Source organism: Sporomusa sp. 246TCP1 (assembly GCF_057319775.1).
In genome coordinates, this window is sequence record NZ_CM170492.1 from 3098962 (window position 1) to 3120514 (window position 21553).

The 21553-nt window shown below is 38.6% G+C and carries 16 protein-coding genes; all 16 read right to left on the minus strand.

Annotated features, from left to right (window positions below; all coding sequences use genetic code 11):
- Nucleotides 1–276: 276 nt before the first annotated feature.
- Nucleotides 277–2364 carry an AIPR family protein gene (locus tag AC1ECB_RS14750; RefSeq protein WP_485664493.1) on the minus strand — a complete coding sequence of 696 codons (2088 nt, stop codon included), beginning with the start codon at nt 2362–2364 and terminating at the stop codon, nt 277–279.
- A gap of 5 nt (nt 2365–2369) precedes the next feature.
- On the minus strand, nt 2370–3299 hold the full coding sequence (locus AC1ECB_RS14755; protein ID WP_485664494.1) for a PD-(D/E)XK motif protein: 930 nt from the start codon (nt 3297–3299) through the stop codon (nt 2370–2372).
- The gene (locus tag AC1ECB_RS14760; RefSeq protein ID WP_485664495.1) at nt 3292–6111 is read right to left on the minus strand and encodes a Z1 domain-containing protein; all 2820 of its coding nucleotides are present in this window, start codon (nt 6109–6111) and stop codon (nt 3292–3294) included. Before AC1ECB_RS14760 ends, AC1ECB_RS14755 begins: the two co-directional genes overlap by 8 nt.
- Nucleotides 6108–7574: an ATP-binding protein gene (locus tag AC1ECB_RS14765; protein WP_485664496.1), complete on the minus strand. Its 1467-nt coding sequence runs from the start codon at nt 7572–7574 to the stop codon at nt 6108–6110. The genes AC1ECB_RS14760 and AC1ECB_RS14765 overlap by 4 nt, the downstream gene beginning before the upstream one ends.
- Nucleotides 7567–8607 carry a hypothetical protein gene (locus AC1ECB_RS14770; RefSeq protein WP_485664497.1) on the minus strand — a complete coding sequence of 347 codons (1041 nt, stop codon included), beginning with the start codon at nt 8605–8607 and terminating at the stop codon, nt 7567–7569. Before AC1ECB_RS14770 ends, AC1ECB_RS14765 begins: the two co-directional genes overlap by 8 nt.
- The gene (locus AC1ECB_RS14775; protein WP_485664498.1) at nt 8604–9764 is read right to left on the minus strand and encodes a DNA cytosine methyltransferase; all 1161 of its coding nucleotides are present in this window, start codon (nt 9762–9764) and stop codon (nt 8604–8606) included. The genes AC1ECB_RS14770 and AC1ECB_RS14775 overlap by 4 nt, the downstream gene beginning before the upstream one ends.
- Nucleotides 9765–10945: 1181 nt before the next feature.
- On the minus strand, nt 10946–11074 hold the full coding sequence (locus tag AC1ECB_RS14780; RefSeq protein WP_485664499.1) for a hypothetical protein: 129 nt from the start codon (nt 11072–11074) through the stop codon (nt 10946–10948).
- Between the two features lie 175 nt (nt 11075–11249).
- Entirely contained in the window at nt 11250–12704 is a 1455-nt protein-coding gene (locus AC1ECB_RS14785) for a nucleotide-binding domain-containing protein (protein WP_485664500.1), read from the minus strand.
- Nucleotides 12694–13680, minus strand: a complete 987-nt coding sequence (locus AC1ECB_RS14790) for a CBASS cGAMP-activated phospholipase (RefSeq protein ID WP_485664501.1) — start codon at nt 13678–13680, stop codon at nt 12694–12696. The genes AC1ECB_RS14785 and AC1ECB_RS14790 overlap by 11 nt, the downstream gene beginning before the upstream one ends.
- A gap of 819 nt (nt 13681–14499) precedes the next feature.
- Nucleotides 14500–15030 (minus strand): methylated-DNA--[protein]-cysteine S-methyltransferase, encoded by a 531-nt coding sequence (locus AC1ECB_RS14795; RefSeq protein ID WP_485664502.1) that lies wholly within the window; start codon nt 15028–15030, stop codon nt 14500–14502.
- Nucleotides 15027–16550: an AlkA N-terminal domain-containing protein gene (locus tag AC1ECB_RS14800; RefSeq protein ID WP_485664503.1), complete on the minus strand. Its 1524-nt coding sequence runs from the start codon at nt 16548–16550 to the stop codon at nt 15027–15029. Before AC1ECB_RS14800 ends, AC1ECB_RS14795 begins: the two co-directional genes overlap by 4 nt.
- A 119-nt stretch (nt 16551–16669) precedes the next feature.
- Nucleotides 16670–17866 carry an MFS transporter gene (locus AC1ECB_RS14805; RefSeq protein WP_485664504.1) on the minus strand — a complete coding sequence of 399 codons (1197 nt, stop codon included), beginning with the start codon at nt 17864–17866 and terminating at the stop codon, nt 16670–16672.
- 69 nt (nt 17867–17935) lie between these two features.
- On the minus strand, nt 17936–18475 hold the full coding sequence (locus AC1ECB_RS14810) for a MerR family transcriptional regulator (RefSeq protein WP_485664505.1): 540 nt from the start codon (nt 18473–18475) through the stop codon (nt 17936–17938).
- Nucleotides 18476–18561: 86 nt separating this feature from the next.
- Nucleotides 18562–19578 carry an alpha-hydroxy-acid oxidizing protein gene (locus AC1ECB_RS14815; protein ID WP_485664506.1) on the minus strand — a complete coding sequence of 339 codons (1017 nt, stop codon included), beginning with the start codon at nt 19576–19578 and terminating at the stop codon, nt 18562–18564.
- A 78-nt stretch (nt 19579–19656) separates the two neighbouring features.
- Nucleotides 19657–20076, minus strand: a complete 420-nt coding sequence (locus AC1ECB_RS14820; RefSeq protein ID WP_485664507.1) for a YybH family protein — start codon at nt 20074–20076, stop codon at nt 19657–19659.
- An 82-nt stretch (nt 20077–20158) separates the two neighbouring features.
- Nucleotides 20159–21538, minus strand: a complete 1380-nt coding sequence (gene rlmD / locus AC1ECB_RS14825; RefSeq protein ID WP_485664508.1) for a 23S rRNA (uracil(1939)-C(5))-methyltransferase RlmD — start codon at nt 21536–21538, stop codon at nt 20159–20161.
- Nucleotides 21539–21553 lie beyond the last annotated feature (15 nt).

Sequence of the window (21553 nt, forward strand, 5' to 3'; positions counted from 1 at the left end):
TTGCGGTGTTTTATTTTTTGTGTATTATTGCTGAGCAAAATTTGTTGCCGATAACTCCGTTCTCTACAAGTCAGGAACCATCACCTGGATTATACTTGTCTTCCTTTGTTCCCGTGAGTTACACTCTCGATAATCGGCAAAACGAATTAGTGAAATTTCGTTGTCAGGCGGAACCGTCCCGATTGGCATAGTTTGCTAAACCTTATTCAGCGGGGTTCCCACCCGCTATATGATGCACCCTTTACCTGGCGCACACCCCGTCCCCCTGACATCACATTATACCGGCACTTGAACTTCGCCCAATTTCGTTCTAATTTTCCAAATTCTGATAAACTGGTAAGGTTGCAATGATTTAACGCCGTTACAGTATGCAATTACATCTTGTAAATCTTTCATATCCATGGGAGTAAGTAATTTTTGTGCGCATCCAATTTCCATTAGCTGTTTCCAATATTCAGAACCTAATGTAAATACTTGAATTTCGATATTAAGGCTATTATTAAAATTTTTTTCTTTTTTAGCTTGTATCTTTTCAACCTTTATTTCTTCATCATTTTTCAAAAATACCTTAGTTTTATCTGAGAGATTGTATAATTTAGCACTCAAATTATCCCAACACACCTTTGACTTACAGTATGTTTCGATATTACCATTTGTTCTATTTGGATCATAAAATGTTTCAGCCGCCAATTTTGCAATCTCAGCAATATCCTCAATAAGGAAATCCGGCAATTCCTGTTTATCCCATATATATTTGTAATTCATAAACTTCTTCAGTTTTCTAACTTCATATATTAATTTTGCATAAGAATACGTAACCAATTGAACTAAATAACCTTTATGTTCTTTGTACCAGTCTAATCCTAGAATTGTTTTACGAATAGTTCCAAATGTTATAGCTTTTGCTATAAGGTCACGATAATATGATTCATTAAATACAGAATCGTTTTTCTCCCACTGTTTTTCCATTTCAGTCTGGAATTTAGTAGCATTGACTTCTTTACCCCAAGCAACATCGTGAGGCTTCATTTCATCTGAATTAATATACTTTGCTAAATCCGTCTTGTCAAATTTCTGGCTGTTAGGGTTGATTCGTTCATAGGTCGCGCGTTCACTCTTTGTCATTTTCATCTTGGGCTGATCATATTGACCTCTTGAACGCTCAAAGAACCATATGGTCTGATATGTTTGGTTTTTTACTGCCGGAGCATAAATCTTGCGAGAATATTCTTCAATACGGTTGTAAAAAGGATAGTTGGAGTTAAGGTCAGCAGCCGTGACCTTATTTTGGCTATTGGCATACCGAGAAATGTTGCGAATAAATTCAGAATCCTCATTTTTTACTATTGTTAGCTTCATTTGGACAAATATTCCGTCCAAAAGTACGCCATCCTTTATAGTTGCGGAGGCCAATGATGCCGTTGTTTGTCCTCCATTTATTATTTGGAGTTCTGTAAAAGAGGTAATACATAGCCCCTTTCCCGATACTTCTTTTAATTCAATATCTTTAGCAGTTGTAGAAATTCCATTATTATATGTAAAAAATTTTTCGCGCTCGTTTAGAATAGTTCCACGAATCCCTTTGTTTACTCCACCACGTAATTGCAAAAATGAACGTACATTTCCTTCAAGAAGTCGCGGACCATATTTCTTATAAATATCAGATAAAAAACTTCCAGGAACAACTGCCAGATATGCCTCATAATTTTCCGAATTTATATCTGCCCTAATACATTGAATGCCTGAAATATTAAAGTCCGTAACATCAATTATTATATCTTCTTTTTCCGAAGTTGCTAATTGCGCATTAAATATCTTAACAATATCTACTATATCAAGTTCGACTTTAAATGTTTTGCCTTTAAATGTAAAGTCTGTTAGCGTTACATTTTTGACCCTCTTACTAAGCTGCTTGGTACTGGCAATAAACAGATGCAGTTTATAAATAGACTCGAGATTTCTTCTTGTTTCAACAGCCAACTGTACAGCAGGATCTGATTGCTCAGCAGTTACAAAGAATCCTTTAAGACAGTTTTCAAAATAATTTATCATGGACACGATTGCAGCGTTAACATCACTGTTGTTTATATTAGCAAGTTTACCATCATTAAAATCGGCAATCATTAAATTAAGAGTATTGGTTGAAAGCTCAAGCGAGCCAGCATCAATGTGCATACTTTTAAACGACTTATTGCCTGTTGATAAAGAGAAATAGCACTGTTCAATACCAGAGAACATAGAATAGTCACTAACCATAATATCGGCGGCAAAATCAATAAAGACCTCATATGGATATCGTTGTTCCTCAATAGCAGTAGCCTTAATTTGGTTAATAACATATTCTCTGTACTCATTTAGTTCCATGGTGCTTATCCCTCCCTGAATCTCTCAAGTGCGTTTATAATAAGTTCATAGCTCAGTTTGCATATTTCCTGAAATTTTATATCACTTTCCTGTATCCTCGGAAATTCGTCATCTACTTTGTACAGCGTACAAGACAGAATTTTATACTTTACATTACAGCAGTCGTCCGAAAGATCAAATCCGTATGAAAGTAATTTTTCTAAGAATTTCTCTCTGGTTTCGTCTGCTTCAATCAGTTGTAAAACTGATTTGAATAACTTGCCAACGCTTGAATCAATGTCTTCAAATTGTGAAGACATTGATTCAAGTCGTATTATTGCTAAGTGCCCCGGAGTAGATGAAGAAAGTTGAGTTACCGACGATATTTTGACACTAATCATATTCGCAGATACAGTTTTAACCTCATACCAATCAGTACCTTTTGAAAAATCTTTATTTGTTCCGGCAGGGCCACTCCATGCTTCAATTGCATCGTCAACACCGTATTTAACAATCATAAACTCCTTTAAAAAATACAGTTCTCCAAGCAATCCTTTGGTCATTTCATCAGTAATCTTGCTTGTGTCTCGCTTAAACATGCTTTTCCATGTGTGAAAACGGTTTTTTAACAGTATAAGAGCTTTATGCTCATCCTGAATATCGTAAACTGAACTGACAATATCTCCGCAAAAAGTATAAAACACTTGTTTGGCTGTGGACTGCATCAAGTCAAAGCATGTCCAATAAACAGCATCACTTTCTTGGAACTGAGATACTTTTAGCATCTTAGTTGATTCCATCTTTGGAGGAATAACCGATGACATGAAAGACAATCTAAAATTACCATCACCATTAATTCCGTAATACACACTAAGTACAGATGAAATTATTAGCTTTTTCTGATTTTCTAAAAGATCTTTTTCAAGATCTGAGTACATATTTATAAAATCAATCATCGTCGAGTTCCTCCTCATCTTCGTCAACATCAATATCTTTGGTTAACTGATTAAGTTTAACTCTATTTGCACGATATTGAACATAAGCCTTCGATTCTTTTTCGGGAAAACCAATAGCAAAACCGATCAACAATTCAGTACCAAAACTCTCCTTAGTCACTATTTTTTCGGCTTTCATTTCTTCAAAATCCTCATTGTCCTCAATTTTAAGGTCTATAGGATAAATCGCGAGAAGAGGTTTAGTACGGATTTTTAAATAATCTCTTGCCGTGAGCTCTTCACAGTTTTTATCAGGGTTTGCCTTCTTTTTTTTTCTAAGGAAGTCTTTAATAAAATCCTTTGGCAAATCTAGTCCACTATTAAAAATACCCGGATCAATAATACGGTTATTTGATCCACCAATTCTAATAAAATTTTCACCTTTTCCCAGATGAAAACTACGCTCTACCGCATTAATCAAAACCCCGTTTATAACTTTATATTTATGGTTTGATTTACCATTTGCAACAACAACATCCCAAAATTTGAATTGTTCACTTTCTGCTATATATTCGGATAGACTTTCGGTATCAAATTTTTTATTTTCATACGGAATTACAACACTTTTTAGAAGAGTTGCGACATCCTTTTTGTCAACATCTGTGAACATATATCGACCAGTTTCTATATGATTAAGAGTTTTGTCTTTTTCCAACTGAGTTTGTGTAAATGCAAAAAACGCATTACGATTCTTGTTATTTACTGTCGGATCTCTATATAATTTGGATGTATCTGTATACACACCGCCGTAATTCAAATAGCGTGTAAGTACATCTGTACCACGCATTTTATTGCGGCTTGTAATTAACAAAGTGGTCTCCAATATCTCCGGGGATTCTTTAATCATTAATCCGAAATTTCTTGGTTTCTTATTTCTTAATGCCATTTCAGTAAACTGTTCTTTCAAGTCTCTAACAGCATCCAGAACTGCGGAAAAGCTATCAATATTGGTTTGAGATATGTATATTCTGCAAAGATCTTCATATTTTGGACGATAGCCAAACCAGCGGCACATCTGAAGTAGAGTATCATACGCTCCGGCATTTCTGCTATAATAACTGACCATCAACCCTTCAAGTGTCAGTCCGCGTGAAAGCACAAATCCGCCAATTGCAATGACTCTAGCACCGTTATTACCATAATTTCCATAATCAAATCGCATGTCACCTTTATAGCGGTTATTGATTATCGCAGTAACAAACTGTTTTATTTCACTTTCAAGGACGTTTTGTATTTCTTTCCATGGAAATTTTTTACGAATGTCTTTATAGAAATCAACTTTTGTTGGATCAACGTGCATATATAGAGAGTACAGTTTCTTCATTTCCCCGTTCTTGATAAATACATGCACCGGTTTATAACTGTCTTGCTCTATGATGTTTTGTATTATTTCCAAATACTTATCAACATAAAATTTAATGCTTTCTTGTGGATCATTGTATTTAGAGATATTTATCATCATGGAACGGTGTTTTGTTGCCTGGCCACGCTTTGTACGAATAACATTGTTAATTAAAAAACATAAAATTGCCTCTTTTAAACTTTCAGGCAATTCGCGAAGCTCAACATTTTTCTTATGATTGACTGGTAAAAATTTGGGTTCATTTTCATTTAGCTTCCGTACTGATCTTGAATGATTTCCATCAATCGGAAAAATCTTTTCTCCTCCAAAGTATTTATTCGGAGCCTTTAATTGAACGATAAAATCAGCAGGAAAGAGATCTTGATCCGTGTCATCGATATTGTCCGGATTAATGAATATATTTGCAAATGGAGTTGCAGTGAATCCCACATACGATGCAATTGGAAAGTTGTTGTATATTTTTCGGATATATTTATTTATTGTTGACGGATCTTGATCTGGCTTTTTGGTGTTTACCGAGGCATTGTCTGCCTCGTCATCGATTATAAGAACATTTTTTCCGGAGATATTGTTTTGCCCAGGTTTAAGCCATTTTTCCACACTTTCAACAATTTTAGCATTTTTTTTAATAACAAGAACAACTGGCTTATTAAAATCACCAGCTGTTGCATTTAAATTTTTCTGAACGAATTTTGCAAAATCATTATCTGAATTTGTTAGCGGAATAGCATAATGATCTTTATTGCTTATTCCTACACCGACATATTCGATTATGTTACCGATCGTACTACTATGAGCGCCAATAAATCCCATGTCAACACGCTTCTGTGTCTGTTTACGAAGAGAATCTGTTAGCCCCGCAAGCAAAACGATTACTTTATATCCGTAATCGCATGCCATATTTATTAATCCTAGATAGTTTGCTGTTTTACCAGACTGAACATCACCGACTACCAACCCCCGTTTTTTTGTGTTTGCTATATCGGCAAAGTTCTCAGGGTCAGCGCAGTAAGAAAGTGCCTTTTCACAGCTTGCTTCAATATTGTCAATAACAGTTCTGCTAAAACCCTCATCATTTAATAGATAGTGCCGATATTGTGAAAAATATCTGTGGCTTAATTTCTCTTTCTTCTGCTTTAGCCACAAACCACTATTTGGATCTTCAACAATAATATCGGGATCATACACTTTGATACCAACATTACCTTCATACATATCGACGATAATGTCAACTAATTCCTTAAATTCCGGAGTGTTTCTATGTACTTTAAGCGTATCGCTCACAACAGACACAGCACACTTGACCGTATTTGTATGTGTATGCTTAGAACCTTCCAACAGAATATCGAGTATGTTGTATGCCTTTTTTATAAGCGTTTCATTTATCAAACCAATCATTTCATCTTTCAACTTTCATCTCCCAGCACCTCTCTAATTACTTCTTCACGTTTATCAAATAATTCCTGATATGCTTCAATAGATAACAGCATATTAAGTTTCTTTTCTTTTGCTTCAGGACCTACCATGGAAATAATGTCGATTAACTCATTTATCAGCTTTTGTTCATCAACATCATCTCCGTTGTTTACAATTTTAATAGAGTCAGCAATGTCATTCTGAATTGAAAATTTAGGTATATAGCACTCCAACTGTGACAGTAAAGTTTCAAGAAGCTTTACTTCATTCTCCCCAATTGCTTCAAAAAGCGCGGTAATGATAGGGTTGTTTCTATTTATTTCATAACGTACTGTGTTGTCATGTATATTTACTCGCCTTTCCCATATTCTATTAATTGCTGCTTGTTCCTTGATACCGGGAAATTTAACCGTTTTTTTACTTCTCAATTCAGAATCATTAATTGAAGCCCTGAGTTCATCTTTTATTTTATCAGGAATTTTAGCTGATGATTTTTTAACATCAAGCATCCAAACAGAGTCCAATGCCGATGGGATATCCACTTGAATCCGAGCCAACTTATTAAATTCGCTTTTAATACCCATACGAAGCCAACTACCCCACAAAATCAATCGCTTATTCCTGTAGAGATAAAAGCCCTGATCATCATAGATGCTCTTTGGGTTACCAAGCAATTCCTTTTCTTCATCAGTCAATGTATTCCAGAACGGAAGTGCATATGGAGTTATGGCAACTGTATATCCGTCAATATTAAGTTTTTCAGTATATCCTGTTTGCTGCCTGCCAACTGAGGCACGTAGAAATGGATCACGCTCTTCAATACGTTTGTAATTAAAATAAATATCAACACTGTTATAAAAACGGTGAAAAACAAACTCGACATGCTTCTTTGAATTAGCAACGAAAGACCTAAAAGAATCTTCAAAATTCTTAGCCAACATCTCGATTTTATCAAATTTTTTCCATATAACGAGCGTCCCTGTTTCGCACTGAATCAGCCTTTCGATATTAGGTAAGTCTTCCATCTCTTCAATGTCAAGTATCTTTAAATACCACTTATTTTCTTTTTCAATTAAATCAAGATCGAAAGACATCGCATTAACCTGTCCGTCTTTTTTGCTGGCAACTATAAATTCCCGGCACTGAGATAGTGAGGCAGACTTTAAGCCCAAACCGTACCTACCAAGTTCAATATCACTATCGGGCTTACCCATACGGTCAGAGCCTAGAAGCATTGCATTCTCAAGTTCCACTTGATCCATACCGCAACCATTATCAAGAAATTCAAAATAGGTTGATTCATCAAGTGGATCGGAAATTATATCAATACGTTTTGCTCCGGCTGAAATGCTATTATCTATAATATCTGCGGCAGCAGTTGAGAAACTATACCCAATTGCTCTAATTCCAAAAATCAAAGATTTTGCAGGCGGATCTTTTTCAATTATTCTACTCATAAAATTCGTCCCCATCTATGTACATAATAGAATTGATTCTTTTAGGCAAGGCGCTAAAGTCTGAAAAAGTATACTCATTTATTACCGGCTTAGCATTAGTATCCGTTATTAATAGTACCTTAACAAAATCAGAGAAATCATTACAAAAGGCAACTTTTTTTACAGAAAGATTAAAATATTTAGATTTAGTTGAGGTAAAACACACAATCAAATATTTAGTTATTTCGTTATCAGTATATTGGATATCAAAAAGCGAATAAGGATATTCTTCACTGACACTTATTATTTCTTTAAATCCTTTAGTTTTAAGTACAGACGCAGCCAGTTTAATGGCTTTTTCCTTATTATCTTGCATGATCTCCGGAAAATTGCTAGGTGAAATATTTTCACCTATGTTTTGGCGCATGCTGATTATTTCCATATCGTATACATCGGCAATCTCATTAAAAACGGTGGTAAATTTATTCCCGGTTCCTCTTTCATTTACAAATACTTTTGAATATGGTATTTGATTTTCACCAACAATAGTAACCATAAAATTAAATAATCCAGTATCAAAATCATATTCGAACGCTTTTACTAAGAAAGCATAATTATGAAGACAATTTGAAATGGAGTTGATAATTTTGCGATTATCAATAATTGTTTCTGAATCCTCATATTTTAAGGTAATGGGGTAATGAACCTTTATACGACCGTAATGTACGCTTTTGGAATCTGTTTCTTCTCTAAGGTAAATGCAAAAGCTTGCACTTGTGCTAACACCTATTCCGTTTACAGATATCTTATCAAAAACAAATACATCTGTAATACGTACTTTGGAACGTGACAAACTAATTAACTGCTCAATCAATCCGTCTTCGCTCTGTATGCTGATGTTGTGAGGTATGTTATATATCCTTCCTAAATCCTCACGGTATGAACTACCCTGCTTAAGAGGCGTTGACACTGTCGCTGTGTGTCTTGATTTGTTATCATTTTTTATATTATAGTGAAGAGACTTCGTGTCTATCGGTAGAACTATTTTATTCAATCAGAATCCTCCTTGCCATACTTTTCACTGAAAAGTGCACGAAAAATCTCGACAAGTATATTGACAACTATTGAATTCCCAATCAGTTTATTCATTTGCCGGTAACTAAACTCCAGACACAGTGTTCTTTCATATTCCTCCTCAGTAAACCCCATTAACAGAAAAGCTTCACGGATAGTAAGGCGTCTGTATGTATCCCCTTTGGCTCCAATATATCTAAAAAGTGCAGCAGTATTGGTTCTATCCATATTACAGGTTATAGTATGAATTATTGTATTGTCATTGATTTCTCTGCCATTCTTTTTCCACATTACTTCACGAGAAGGAGTTCGGTTAAGCTGTGCAATATCAGCTTCATGCCGGTATACTGGATTTTCATAATCAGTTCTTAAAAATCTTAAAATATCAAAGTTCTTTTCTTGTTTAATAATTTCCCTTTCAATCTTGGTTTTAGAACCAAGATGACTTACCAAAAATGCCCTTTGACGCTCTTGTGGTACACCAAAATCAGTTGCATCCAACATCATAAATTCATCATTTTGATATCCTATAGAAGTTAGAAAGTTAAGCCATTCATCCAAATCAGTTTTGTTCACTTCAGCAAGTATGTTCTTTACATTTTCAAGTAAAAGATACTCCGGTAACCTATTTAAATCTTTTAGCTCAAGTAAGATTCGCTCTATTTCCCATAACAGGCCGGAACGGGTGCCAGAACCTTTTTTCATACCTAAAGCTTTTCCACCTGTAGACAAGTCCTGACACGGAAAGCTATATACAAGCAAATCTGTCTCAGGCATTTGCCGCCCATGAAGTTGAGTAATTGACCCGTAATTATTGCTCCTCCTATTTGCTATATACAGTTGTTCTATTGCATTCCTACCAAGGGCTTTAATGTTTTTAATTGGGTGCATAGAATCACCGCTAAATTGAAATTTATTTAAGTATTCCAGTTGTTCTTCATAAGTAGGTATCTCAATTTCATTATAAGAACAATGAATAGCATCATAGCAAATGATTGCGTTGACAAACCATTCACTGATTCCAACAATTTCATAGTTAATATTTAGCCTTTTGAATGCAGTTACCTGCGCTCCAATTCCAGCAAACGCTTCAAAAACTCTTAGCGTATTGCCTTTTGATTTCTTTTCCATGTTCATTTATAGGGTGATTCTCCTATCTATTTATTTCTATACAATCGAAGTCATGGTTATAAACGCCGCTTAGAAGCATTAAAAAGGCAACTGACATTATTCCTGATATGATAACCATACATTAAAAAGTGGTGTCCATGCATATTCATGTCCTTATGGATAGCTTGTTTACCCAAGAACCATTATTCCGTGCTGTTTACTCACTCAGGCTTGACGTTATTGGCATGTTAAAAGATAACAAACCTACAATTTTAGACAATTCTATTTTTACTTGTAAAAATCCTGTACTTTAATTTTAAAATCATTACCTTACCATTTTACCTGTGTATAAGGAACTAAAGTAAAATCCTTCAATTGCTTGCGAGATAAGGGGGCATTAGCTGTGTTTTCTTTCCAGCCTTACTTCCCGACTCGCTGTGGACTACATGTAAAAATACTAAATTCTAAAAGTGCAATATTTGTATAAGACTGTCGCCCCCCTCAACAAAAAATCGCTTAGACAATGTCTAAACGAACATAAAGTGCGACACGTTTCTAAGTGAAAAGCTTAGGCACTGGCATTAATGCCAAGAGAACTAATATCTTGATAAATCAAATGATGGGGTAACGCCTTGAAGGGTTCACTTTAATACTCCGACTGGCGTCGATATAAGTAAGTACTGAAACGTCAGAAGCTCGGTGAAGTCGCGTGAGAACTGCTCTGATACGCAAGTATGGGGAACTCGTCCAAAGGTGGACGGAACAGTCTATAGTGCTCAGGCCTACAAAATATCCATGGTAAGAATGTGCGCAAACACTGACGAACTTCCGAATGTACGGGTAAATTTCGCGGCAGATGAGGATGAGTAAAAATTTTATGTATGAAAGTCCTTGCAATGTTACAGGCACTGGAAAGTCTACAAACCCATAGGAACTATAATGTTTGTACTTTCCATTTCATTTTTTTAGCGGCTTTACTCAGATGTGGATCAAAGTTCGTTGTGATAATACGTGCTTTACTTTTATTTCCAAACCATCGGAGGAGGGTTTCATTCCATTCATTCGGCTTGAGATTTCGAAGGCTTCATTTTCTCAAGAACTCGTTGATGAACGTCATATCCGGCCTTAGATACCTGCTTAGGTTATAATCAAGTGATAATTATCTGAGAAGACAATACCTGCTTCCTTGCAGATATCTTCAGTTAATTTTACAAAGTTGGGTAATCCTGAAGGCTTAGGATAGAGATACCGGCCCCAACAAACAATACGACCAGTTCATTCTCCAGTTTCACTAACAATTCATCCGGCACATTAATGCCATATTTCGTCATGCGCATAGGCACTTCGCTCCTCTTTCCACCAGACGGGGAGCAGGATTATCCTTTAATTCGTTATCATTATGCCATTGCAAAGTAATCGTGTTAATGTCCGCAAAATGCGGTGTTTAAGATAGTTATTTTCTAACTAATGATAACCTTATATCTTAGAAGAATTCAAAGCCCCTAATGGATATTACCTTATTTTCACATAAAAGCGACCCGACTTTGCAACACATTGGTTATTTTTTATTATTAGAGCCTCAACCCAATGTGTCCCTCTATAACTTGTTGACTCCCAGTGTACGGGATTACTGGGAGTACCACTTAATAAAAATTCTCCCCTTAGTTGATTCGCACGTTGTGCCTCAGATCCTGTATTTACAATCTGCCAATGTATTTCATATGGTTCTAGAACATTGGTAGTCACAACAAATTTAAGCCAAACATTTTGGGGAACCGGCCTATCAGACATAGCCCATAGTTGTTTACCGCCGTATTTAAAATGTACGGATCCTCTAACTTTTGCTATATATTTTAGACACTGTTGCCATTGTAAAGGCCTACAGTGTGAGATATCTCCTAACGCAGGTACTTGTGCTATAGCAGAAATTGGTTCTATAACCGTTGATCTTGACCCTAAAGAAACACCTAGATCGGCGGCAACTTTTGTCATAGTATTTTGTCCCATGATTGGAGCTAAAAAATTTGCTGATTCATTAATACTTTGATATTTAGCTGCAGTTGAAAAGTCAGCCTGGGCTTTGTTAAGCCAATTTATAAATGCTGCCCTTCTCTCCGGATATTCATTCCATTTGTCTGCAAAGTTTTCGTCGGCAACAGGGCTTTTTACCCACCACTTCCCATTAATATATTCAATATGTTTAGGCATTTCAGCTACGATGCTTTGTAGGGCATCGTAGACATCTGCCTGACCTTTATAAGATTTTGCTGCAAGAGTAGTTATTATAATTGAAACCGGTTTAATATCCGGTTTGGTTTGAAAGTGTATATCTCTATGCCTTTTTAGTATTTGTACAGCTATTTGAAGAGGCGTCTTTACACGCCATTCAGGTACATCTTCTACACTTGCATTCATACTCTCTGCCAGTAATGCTCTTTTCTCAAGAAAAATAGTCTCCATTCTTTTATAAAACCAATCTGCATATGCTTTAGGATTACTTTTTTGCCAAAATCTCAATTCTTTATCAGTTAACAATATTCCATTAGGTGATTCAGTGTTACATATTGACGGCAATACATCCATATGAAATTGCGGTGCGCCAATTGATGAATAGTTTAGAGTCCAGCATCTTCTTGATTCTTTCAATAACTTTCTCAAATCTTCACGCTGTTTTATTCTATCTCCAACTATTTTTTTCAAATTAGCCTGCGTTGTTTGCTCTTTCTGAAGGTTTAAATAGCAAACTAAATCTATATCATATTGGTCTTGTCCCGAAATTGGTCGCACCACAGTGCCAAGCTTAAATGAACCCTGCGGATAAATTTCAGGGGAATACCCTTTTAATTCCGAATGTTCTTCAGCAAGCCATTGCCCAACATCCTCATACTTTAAGGTTGCATTCTCATACACAAAATCAGGAATATCTAAGGCTGATGAGATTTTTACCAATATATCATTAATTGCCATCTATGAAAGCCTCCCTATTTACAGTGTATAAAGGGTTATAATGATAAGCGGTATGATTCATAAATTTATTCTCAAAGGTTGGAATAAAGTGTCGGCTATGATGAGCTGCCATACCAACTAGATCCTCAACCTTATTTATGTTATCAAGAGAAAAGTCTCCTTCTGGTACCTTTGGGTTTAGTCGCTCGAGTTTTTCTTTCCCTAATAAGAATCTTGCTTGGTTAGTCACACCAATACTTTGGCCTCTCAAAATTACGTTTGTAGCTGCTTTACTGATTATCCAAGTTAAAAGCCCGCCACTATTCAGTAGTCTAGATCTTGATGCAACCTCGTCAGAAGTACCTATACTTAAAACTGATAGCGAACTTAGGGGAACCCCCATGGACAATGCCTCCACTATACCAACCATAGTAGGGTTATTTGCCCATACACCACCATCAATTAATCGAACCCTATCTACTTCGCGAGTACATGGGAAATAAGTAGGAGCTGCACTTGTTGCGAGAGCAACTTTCCAAGCATGAACTTTGTAATCACGCCTTAATCTACTACTATGGGGGGTACGAAACAAATACACATCATCTTGGCCAAGATTATAAGAGGGAATTACTAGTGGTTTGATACTATCACCTAATGTCTTATCTTGAAATCTGGCCTTTAAGGCATCTTCAAGCGGTTGTGGTGAAAATTTCCTATATAAAAAGTGTTTTATATAATTTAATCCATATCTACGAGGAAATATTTTAGGGCCATCCTCCAAGTAGAATTCGACAATTTCCTTGGGTTTCATCCCCAATCCAAGTCCAATAGCGATTATGCCACCAGTGGACGTACCTGTAATTAGGTCAAAATGATCAATAATATTACTCCTTGTATCTTCTTCTATAGCGGCTAGAATTGCAGCAGAGAATAGTCCTTTTATACCTCCGCCGTCAAGTGAAAGTATTTGAAAGTGCTCGACTCCTGATAAATCCAATATCCTACCCCCGAAGCTCAATAAATAATATTTAGTATTTAATTCTACACATAGATAAATATTCCTGCTATTTTGTAATTTTTTGTAAATATTTACAAGAAAACAGGGTTCTGACGCAATTTTTGCCGCCAGGTTTTCAGCCGGTTTAAAAAGCATCTGATACTAGTACTAAACTGCTCTGCAATAGTTCTCTAAATTCAAAAAAGTGCTCTGACCCATATTTTCACGGGCTGGAGCACTTCAAAAATTTTCCAAATATAAAACTATCGTACACATTTACCAAAACAACGATCATAATTAACTCATTTAAGCTATGTTCGCATAGACTTAGGGGGGTCGCTTTTCCGACCCCCAACACACGTTCGATACATTTAATGTTCATAGCTGTAAAACCCTTATATTTCAAGGCCCCGCGCCCCTTAACCCCGCCGAATTTCTTTTAGGGGGTGTCGACCCCCAACATACGTTCGCCCCGTTTAATACGTCTATGCAAACATAAATACACACATTTTTAATTTATCAAAACCCGCGAACCCTTGCGGAATAAGGCTATTTCGGCTCTATCAACGCAACTGACTCAACATGCTATGTCTATGAGAACAGAGTGGTATTATTTGATGCTTCGTTGCTTCGTTGCTTCGTTGCTTCGTTGCTTCGTTGCTTCGTTGCTTCGTTGCTTCGTTGCTTCGTTGCTTCGTTATTGGTTTTCATTGACAAGAAAGGAACAACCTCACTGGCCTTGATTGAAAACCTCAGCAAATCCATCATAAAAAACACGGCAATTGGAAATACCGTGTTTTTATGACGGATTTTATAAATTTAGATCTCAATTTGAGTGCTCCGATTAAGATTTGCTAAATCTACCTTTTCAATTTGCAGCAGGGCCTTTTTCTTATCCAATCCACCAGCATAACCAGTCAGGCTTCCATCAAATCCGACAACTCGATGACAGGGAATCAAAATTCCAATAGGATTATGACCGACAGCCCCACCCACAGCCTGGGCAGACATTGAAGCTAAACCCCGTTTCAAAGCCACGCACTTGGCAATTTGTCCATAAGTAGCAACTTGTCCCAGCGGTATTGTCAACAGAATATTCCAGACCATTTTTTGGAACGGAGATCCCTGAGGGTTAAGCCGTCCATCAAACGTTCTGGACTTACCTGCAAAATAACCGGCAAGATAGTTTCGTAGAGCCTTAAAAATCGGTTGATCGGGTGCGTAAATCCACTCGTTACATTGGTGAGGATAATATTTTTGCCCGATAAACCACAAACCAACGAGGGCCTCATCTTTTAGGGCGGCAGTCATCGCCCCTAAAGGGGTATCTATCGAACACGTGTAAATCAATGGCTACAACAACTCCCTTTCTCAATTTCATGTTTTTGGGTAAAAAAGTCCCACAGCAAAATAGTCGCGTATGAACGCCAGGGACTCCAGTTCTGTGACAGTTGCAATATTTCTTGTGGCGAACAATCTAAAAGCGCTTTTTTTACTCCATAGTCAGTGTGCGGGAAAGCATCCGGCCAACCGAGAGCCCTAAGTGCAAGATATTGGGCTGTCCATGGGCCAATTCCCGGAAGCTTCAAGAGTTTTTCCATCACAACTCCCGGATTGGCACTATATGAAAGTGTGATAGCATTATTCGTCACCGCCGACGCCACGGCCAAAATTGAACGAGCCCTGGTCTTCGTTATACCAAGTGGTCCCAGATGATTCTCTATCAGGCCTTCCATGGCGCAAAATCTATCCGGTTGAGGAAACGTATACTGGAGTTCTGAAAATGGAGTATCCACTTTTTGGCCAACAGCCGCAACTAATCGTGCAGCCAATGTACCAGCTGCCTTAACAGTTATCTGTTGCCCCAAAATAGCTCGCACCGACATTTCAAACGGATCAAAACATCCTGGCACCCGGATTCCTGGCACACAGATATTTGGCACAACCTCGTTCATCGCCACAAGCTTTTCGTATACTATTTCCGGGCTGCAATTCAGGTCAAATTGAAACCTGATTCTAGCCAATACTTGTGACAAAACCGGCAATAACCTTGCCGAAATGGTTACAGAAAGGGCGTTTTTTTTTGATATATTTTCTACCTCAATCCACCCGAAATAGAACGTTCCACCCTTTTTGATGACTGCCGTACGGCGGTAAGTGTTTTCGGTCACGCTCTCGACTCCCGGAAGAGCCCGAATTGCAAAAAAAGAAAGCAGACTATCCCAAGCATACGGTGGTCGATAGCCCATAAATAATGTAATTCGATCATTGTTTTTTTCTATACTTCGACCTTTATTTCGAAGTTCATTTGGGGTAAGGTGGTAATATTTTTTGAACAGCTCGTTAAATCTGCGAATGCTATTGAAACCCGCAGCTAGCGCCACATCGGTCACTGTAAGCCGAGTATCTGTTAGCAAACTTTTAGCTAACAGCAATTTTTGTGTTTTAAAATATTGACTTGGTGATACGCCATATTCAGTAAAGAAGACTCGTCTGAGGTGCCGGTCAGTTATTTTGAGCTTAGCTGCCAATTCCGAAATCTTGCAAGTGGTCAAATAGTCTTCCGCCATAATCAAGGCGGCGCTCCGCGCCAATCGAGTTGTCGAGTCGACTGGTGCCGATCCTGGGGCTAACTCCGGACGGCATCTAAGGCAAGGCCTATAACCAGCTGCTTCTGCCGCAGCGGCACTAATAAAAAAAGTACAGTTTCCTTCCTTAGGATGTTTTACCCTGCAAATTGGCCGACAATATACTCCAGTAGAAGAAACCCCACAAAAAAAACGTCCGTCAAATCGGACATCACGAGCCTGCATGGCGGCATAACAGGCTTTACTATCCAAAAGCAATTTTGGTATTTCTGTTTGCATCATGCTTTTCCATCACCCAAGACTCATTATAACAGTGAACGACAAAAAATACTGGCTGTTTTCGGACATGGATAAAATTCTTAATTTAAATTTCGTATTTTTCTTATGCTAATTCAATTTGACTAAATACGTGTTCGTATTCTAAAAATATAATAAGCGCATATGCCTATCAAGCACGCGCCGCATGCCGCCATCAAAATATAGACGGAGCTTACGTTCAACAATACGCCGAATATGCCGTAAGCAAGCGGGAGCGACGTATTGCCGACCAATGTCGACACGCTGAACACTCTTCCCGTCATATGGTCTGGCGTATAGCTTTGCAGCAATGATTGCCAAAACACTGCCGCAAAAGCAACACAAGCGCCGATAACCGTCATGATTAACATATAGATGTACACGGTTTGTATTCCTAAAAACAGCGAAACACTGATTGCTATATAGCAAAACCCCACCGCCATGATAAATGAAACCAATGTTCGTTCGTCTATGGAAGCTTTCTTTTTCACGCTCATAAATGCTGCTCCTGCAACCAGTCCAACCCCTATCATCGCTTCCAGGTAACCGAGGTTGTTCACGCCGCTGCCCTCCAGCCCATTTGCCAAAAACGGCAGTGAAACTGTTAAACTTCCCACAAAAAGATGGGCTATCGCGATAATTTTCAATACAAAAGTTAGCCGTTTTTGTTTTTTGATGAAGCAAATACCTTCATGCATATCCTGCCAAATACTTCTCTTTTCGCCGGGGGTTCGATAAGCTTTGTTTATTCTTATAAAACAGGCCAGAAATGCAGAAACAAAATAAGAAATACTGTTGGCGAAAAACACCCATGTCAATCCAAAAATGCTTACAGCCACCGCCCCCAGCAGCGGTCCCGCCACCGTACAGATACCACTGACCATTTGGCTCATGCCATTTGCTTTTGTCAGATTTTCTTTCTCGACTATTTCTGGAATAATCGCCTGTATGGCCGGTTCAAAAAAGGCCGTGGCCAGGGACAAACAGAATCCGATTAGAAAAACATGCCAGATTTCAAGTGCATTGGCCATCGATAGATAAGCTATATCCAACACAAAGCAGCCCCGGATAATATCGGTCACAACCAGCATTGTTTTCCGCTGCCAGCGGTCAGTCAACGCCCCAGCGAGAAATCCGAGAAGAATACCCGGAAGTACTGATATCAATAAAAAAAATCCCATGATAGAAGGAGAATTGGTCTTTTGCAAAATCCACCACGCAAGCGCTATGGCATAAAACTTATCTCCCAGTTGAGATACAACCTTTCCCAGCCAAAGAAAAGTAAAGCTTTTATTAATCATATTTATTACGACCTTTCTATAACTTTAGGTTATCTTAAACTATAAAGCTATAGTCAGGTCAAGTATTTATCAGGTTCTTTTTTCTGCCTGCAGGCAACACTCCCGGATATGTTTTATCTCTTCGTCGGCTAATCCTAAGAATTCCAGAAAAAACTGGTGAGAATCTGGTGAATTCTTTTCGAACTGTATATGTAAATAATTCAATGTTTCATCATCAAGCCCTGTGGATTTGAGTATGGAGATAAATGTTTGACTGTCCATCAGCATTTTTTTGTCAGTTGGGGGTTTCCCTTTGAGCATTTCAACAAGCAGTTTTTGCTGCAATCTTAAATACCGTATTTCCTGGTTTAATTTATTTAAGCGTCTCTCTAAAATAGTACTCTCATTCATACCATCATCAGCATCAAGTATATCCTTTATCTGGTTTAAAGGCACTCCTGCTTCACGAAAAGCACATATCTGACCCAGACGATTTTTGTCTTCTTCCGAATATTGCCTGTAATTAGCCCGAGTGCGTTCAGAAGCGGTTAATAATCCAATGGTATCGTAATACAGAAGAGTACTCCTTGAAAGGTTAAATTCACGGCATAATTTACTTATGGAATACATGAAACCACCTCCAGTTCCCACCCGAAGTACTTTCACTTATGCTAGTCTTTCAGGTTTGGATCAGTCTTTAAATGTATGGAAATTCACTATCTACGTACCATATCCTTTGTAATTTCACTTAGACTAAAAGCACCACACATTGCCATCGTATCCTTTAATTCTTCAGCCAATTTTTCAATATAAATCTTCACGCCCTCCTTTTCACCGCCATAGACAGCTGTTACAAACGGACGACAGATTAGGACACCGTCTGCACCAAGTGCTAGTGCCTTGAAAATATCTGTACCAGAACGGATACCACCATCAACGAGAATTTTCATCTCGCTTCCAACAGCCGCTGCGATTTCCGGAAGCACTTCCGCAGTTGACGGACACTGATCCAGCACCCTGCCGCCATGGTTAGAAACAACAATTGCTTTTGCTCCTGCTTCTTTGGCCTTCAATGCGCCCTTTATATTCATAATCCCCTTTACAATAAACGGAACACCGGCAATTTCAGAAATGCGCCGGAGTTCGTCGACCGATTTCCCACCAGCCGGAGGTGTCATATTTTTTAAGAAAGGCAGTCCGGCTGCATCTATATCCATGGCAACAGCAACAGCAGCTGCCTTATGCACCAGATCCATTTTCTCGTTAATTGTATCCATATTCCATGGTTTAATAGTAGGAATACCACGACCATTCACCTTAGCAATTGCCGCTGTTGCACTCTCCATGACTTTCGGATTTGTACCATCACCGGTAAACGCAGCTATTCCATTTTCCATGCAGGCAGAAACCAGAATATCATTATAAGTCATATCGCTAAATTTATCACTGTAGTGCATATTTACCGCACCAACAGGTCCCGCAAAGAACGGATAGTTGAATGTCTGACCAAATAATTCCAATGTTGTATCTACTGGTCTGCTCTGACAGAGTGTATCCATATTGACACGAATCTCCTGCCATTTCTGATAATTGCGGATGGCTGTGTCTCCAACGCCCTTTGCCCCCGGTCCAGGAATGTTGTTTTTACAGACAATACCATTGCAGACATTGCATGCCTTGCAGTAATTGCCAATACAGGTACGTGCATTTTCCAGTACTTCCTTATAATTCATAATTTTCTCCTTCTTTCCTTATTTTTTAGCAATTTGCATTCATAAACTATTTTGTGGTTTCTCTTCTTTGCAGGAGAACTACTGACTCAATGTGCCATTTGATAATGTCTTCTTACTGAGTAAGTCTGTACCATATGAGTTGTCGATTGCGCAAAGCCATGTACCTTGTGAATTTTTCTTAAACACATATGTTGCCTTTCTCTCCATAGAATATTCCGAGTCCTTTATATCGGCTTCAAGAAATGTCTGGGAGATAACTAATGCGGTGTCTCCAGCTTCTAAAATAATCATTTCCCCTTGTGTCGGTACAATACTGTTATTGAAATATTTTGCAATTGCAATAAATGCCTTTTTGATTTCCGCTTTGCCCCGTGCAATCATTCCAGGCTTTACAATCAAAATTGCATCATCAGTATAATAATTCATCAGCGTATCAAAATCCTCTTGCCTTATCGCAAGGTCGCATTTTTTAATAAACTCTTTCAATTCATGTTCCATAATATTTCCCTCCTAAAACTGTTACTCAAATGTCTTGAGGCGTTTAAATGACAGAAACCCGCCAAGCCTTTAAAATCAAGCCTTATGCCTTCTCTAGCAACGCCACGCACTCCACATGGCTTGTTTGCGCAAACATATCAACAGGCTGTATCTCCTGCGCCTTATAACCTAAGTCATTCAACACCGCCAAATCCCGCGCCAGTGAAGCGGGATTACAAGATACATAGACAATCCGCTTGGGTTCCATGCTCACAAAGGTCTCCAGCACCTTCTGATCACAGCCGGCCCGGGGGGGATCGACGACGATAACATCTGGTTTGATGCCTTGTTGAAACATGCGTGGCATGACAGCAACGGCATCGCCGACAAGGAACTCTACGTTTTGGACATTATTATTGCTGGCGTTTTGCCGGGCGTCGAGGATGGCCGGTTCGACAATTTCGATACCGTAAACCTTGGCTGCCTGCCGGGCCAGAAAGAGGGTGATGGTACCAGTACCGCAGTAAGCATCAATGGCGGTTTCCGTGCCGGTTAGTCTGGCGTACTTAACGGCTTGGTTATAGAGTACCTCAGCCTGGACCGTGTTTACCTGAAAAAATGACCGGGCCGATATGGCAAAGCTGAATTCACCAAGTTTATCGGTTATCGTGTCTTGGCCCCAGAGGGTGCGAGTTTTTTGGCCCATGATAATATTAGTACGCTTGGAATTTATGTTTTGAACAATGCTGACAAGCCCCGATATCCTGGTTTGAAGACATTCAATGAGAGCTTGCTGCTGGGGCAGTTGCGCAGTGGCTGTCACCAGTACGATCATGACTTGGCCGGTTGCTGTGCCTACCCGCCCCAGGACGTGACGAATAACACCCTGCCCGGTACGCTCATTATAGGGTTCAATGCCAAGTTCTTGGATTGCTTTTCTAACTTCCCTGACAATATCGTTATTGCTTTGATGCTGGATAAGGCAGTTCTCGGTATTGACAATATCGTGGCTTCCCTGAGAATAGCAGCCTACCACTACTTTGCCGTTTTTTCTCCCTACAGGAAATTGCATTTTATTGCGATAATACCAGGGACTGTCCGCACCCAGGGTAGGATGAACAAGAACCTCCGGCAGCTTAGCAATACGAGTAATCGCATCAACAACCTGCTGCCGCTTACTATTGAGCTGTTCTTCATAGTTCAAGTGCTGTAGCTGGCAGCCACCACATTGGCTGTATATCCCGCATTCGGGGATAATCCGGTGGGGCGATGGAGTTTGAACTGTTGCGAGACGGCCAATAGCATAGGTCTTTTTGACAGTAATAATGGCTGCCGTCACTGTTTCTCCTGGCAAGGCCCCCGGAATAAATATTGTGAAATCCTGATATCGTCCTACGCCTTCGCCACTATGTCCGAGACCGGTTATATCAATTGTATAGGTTTGTCCTTTTTCTACGGGAACTGATGAAGCTTTGTTGGTCACGAATGTCACCTTTTC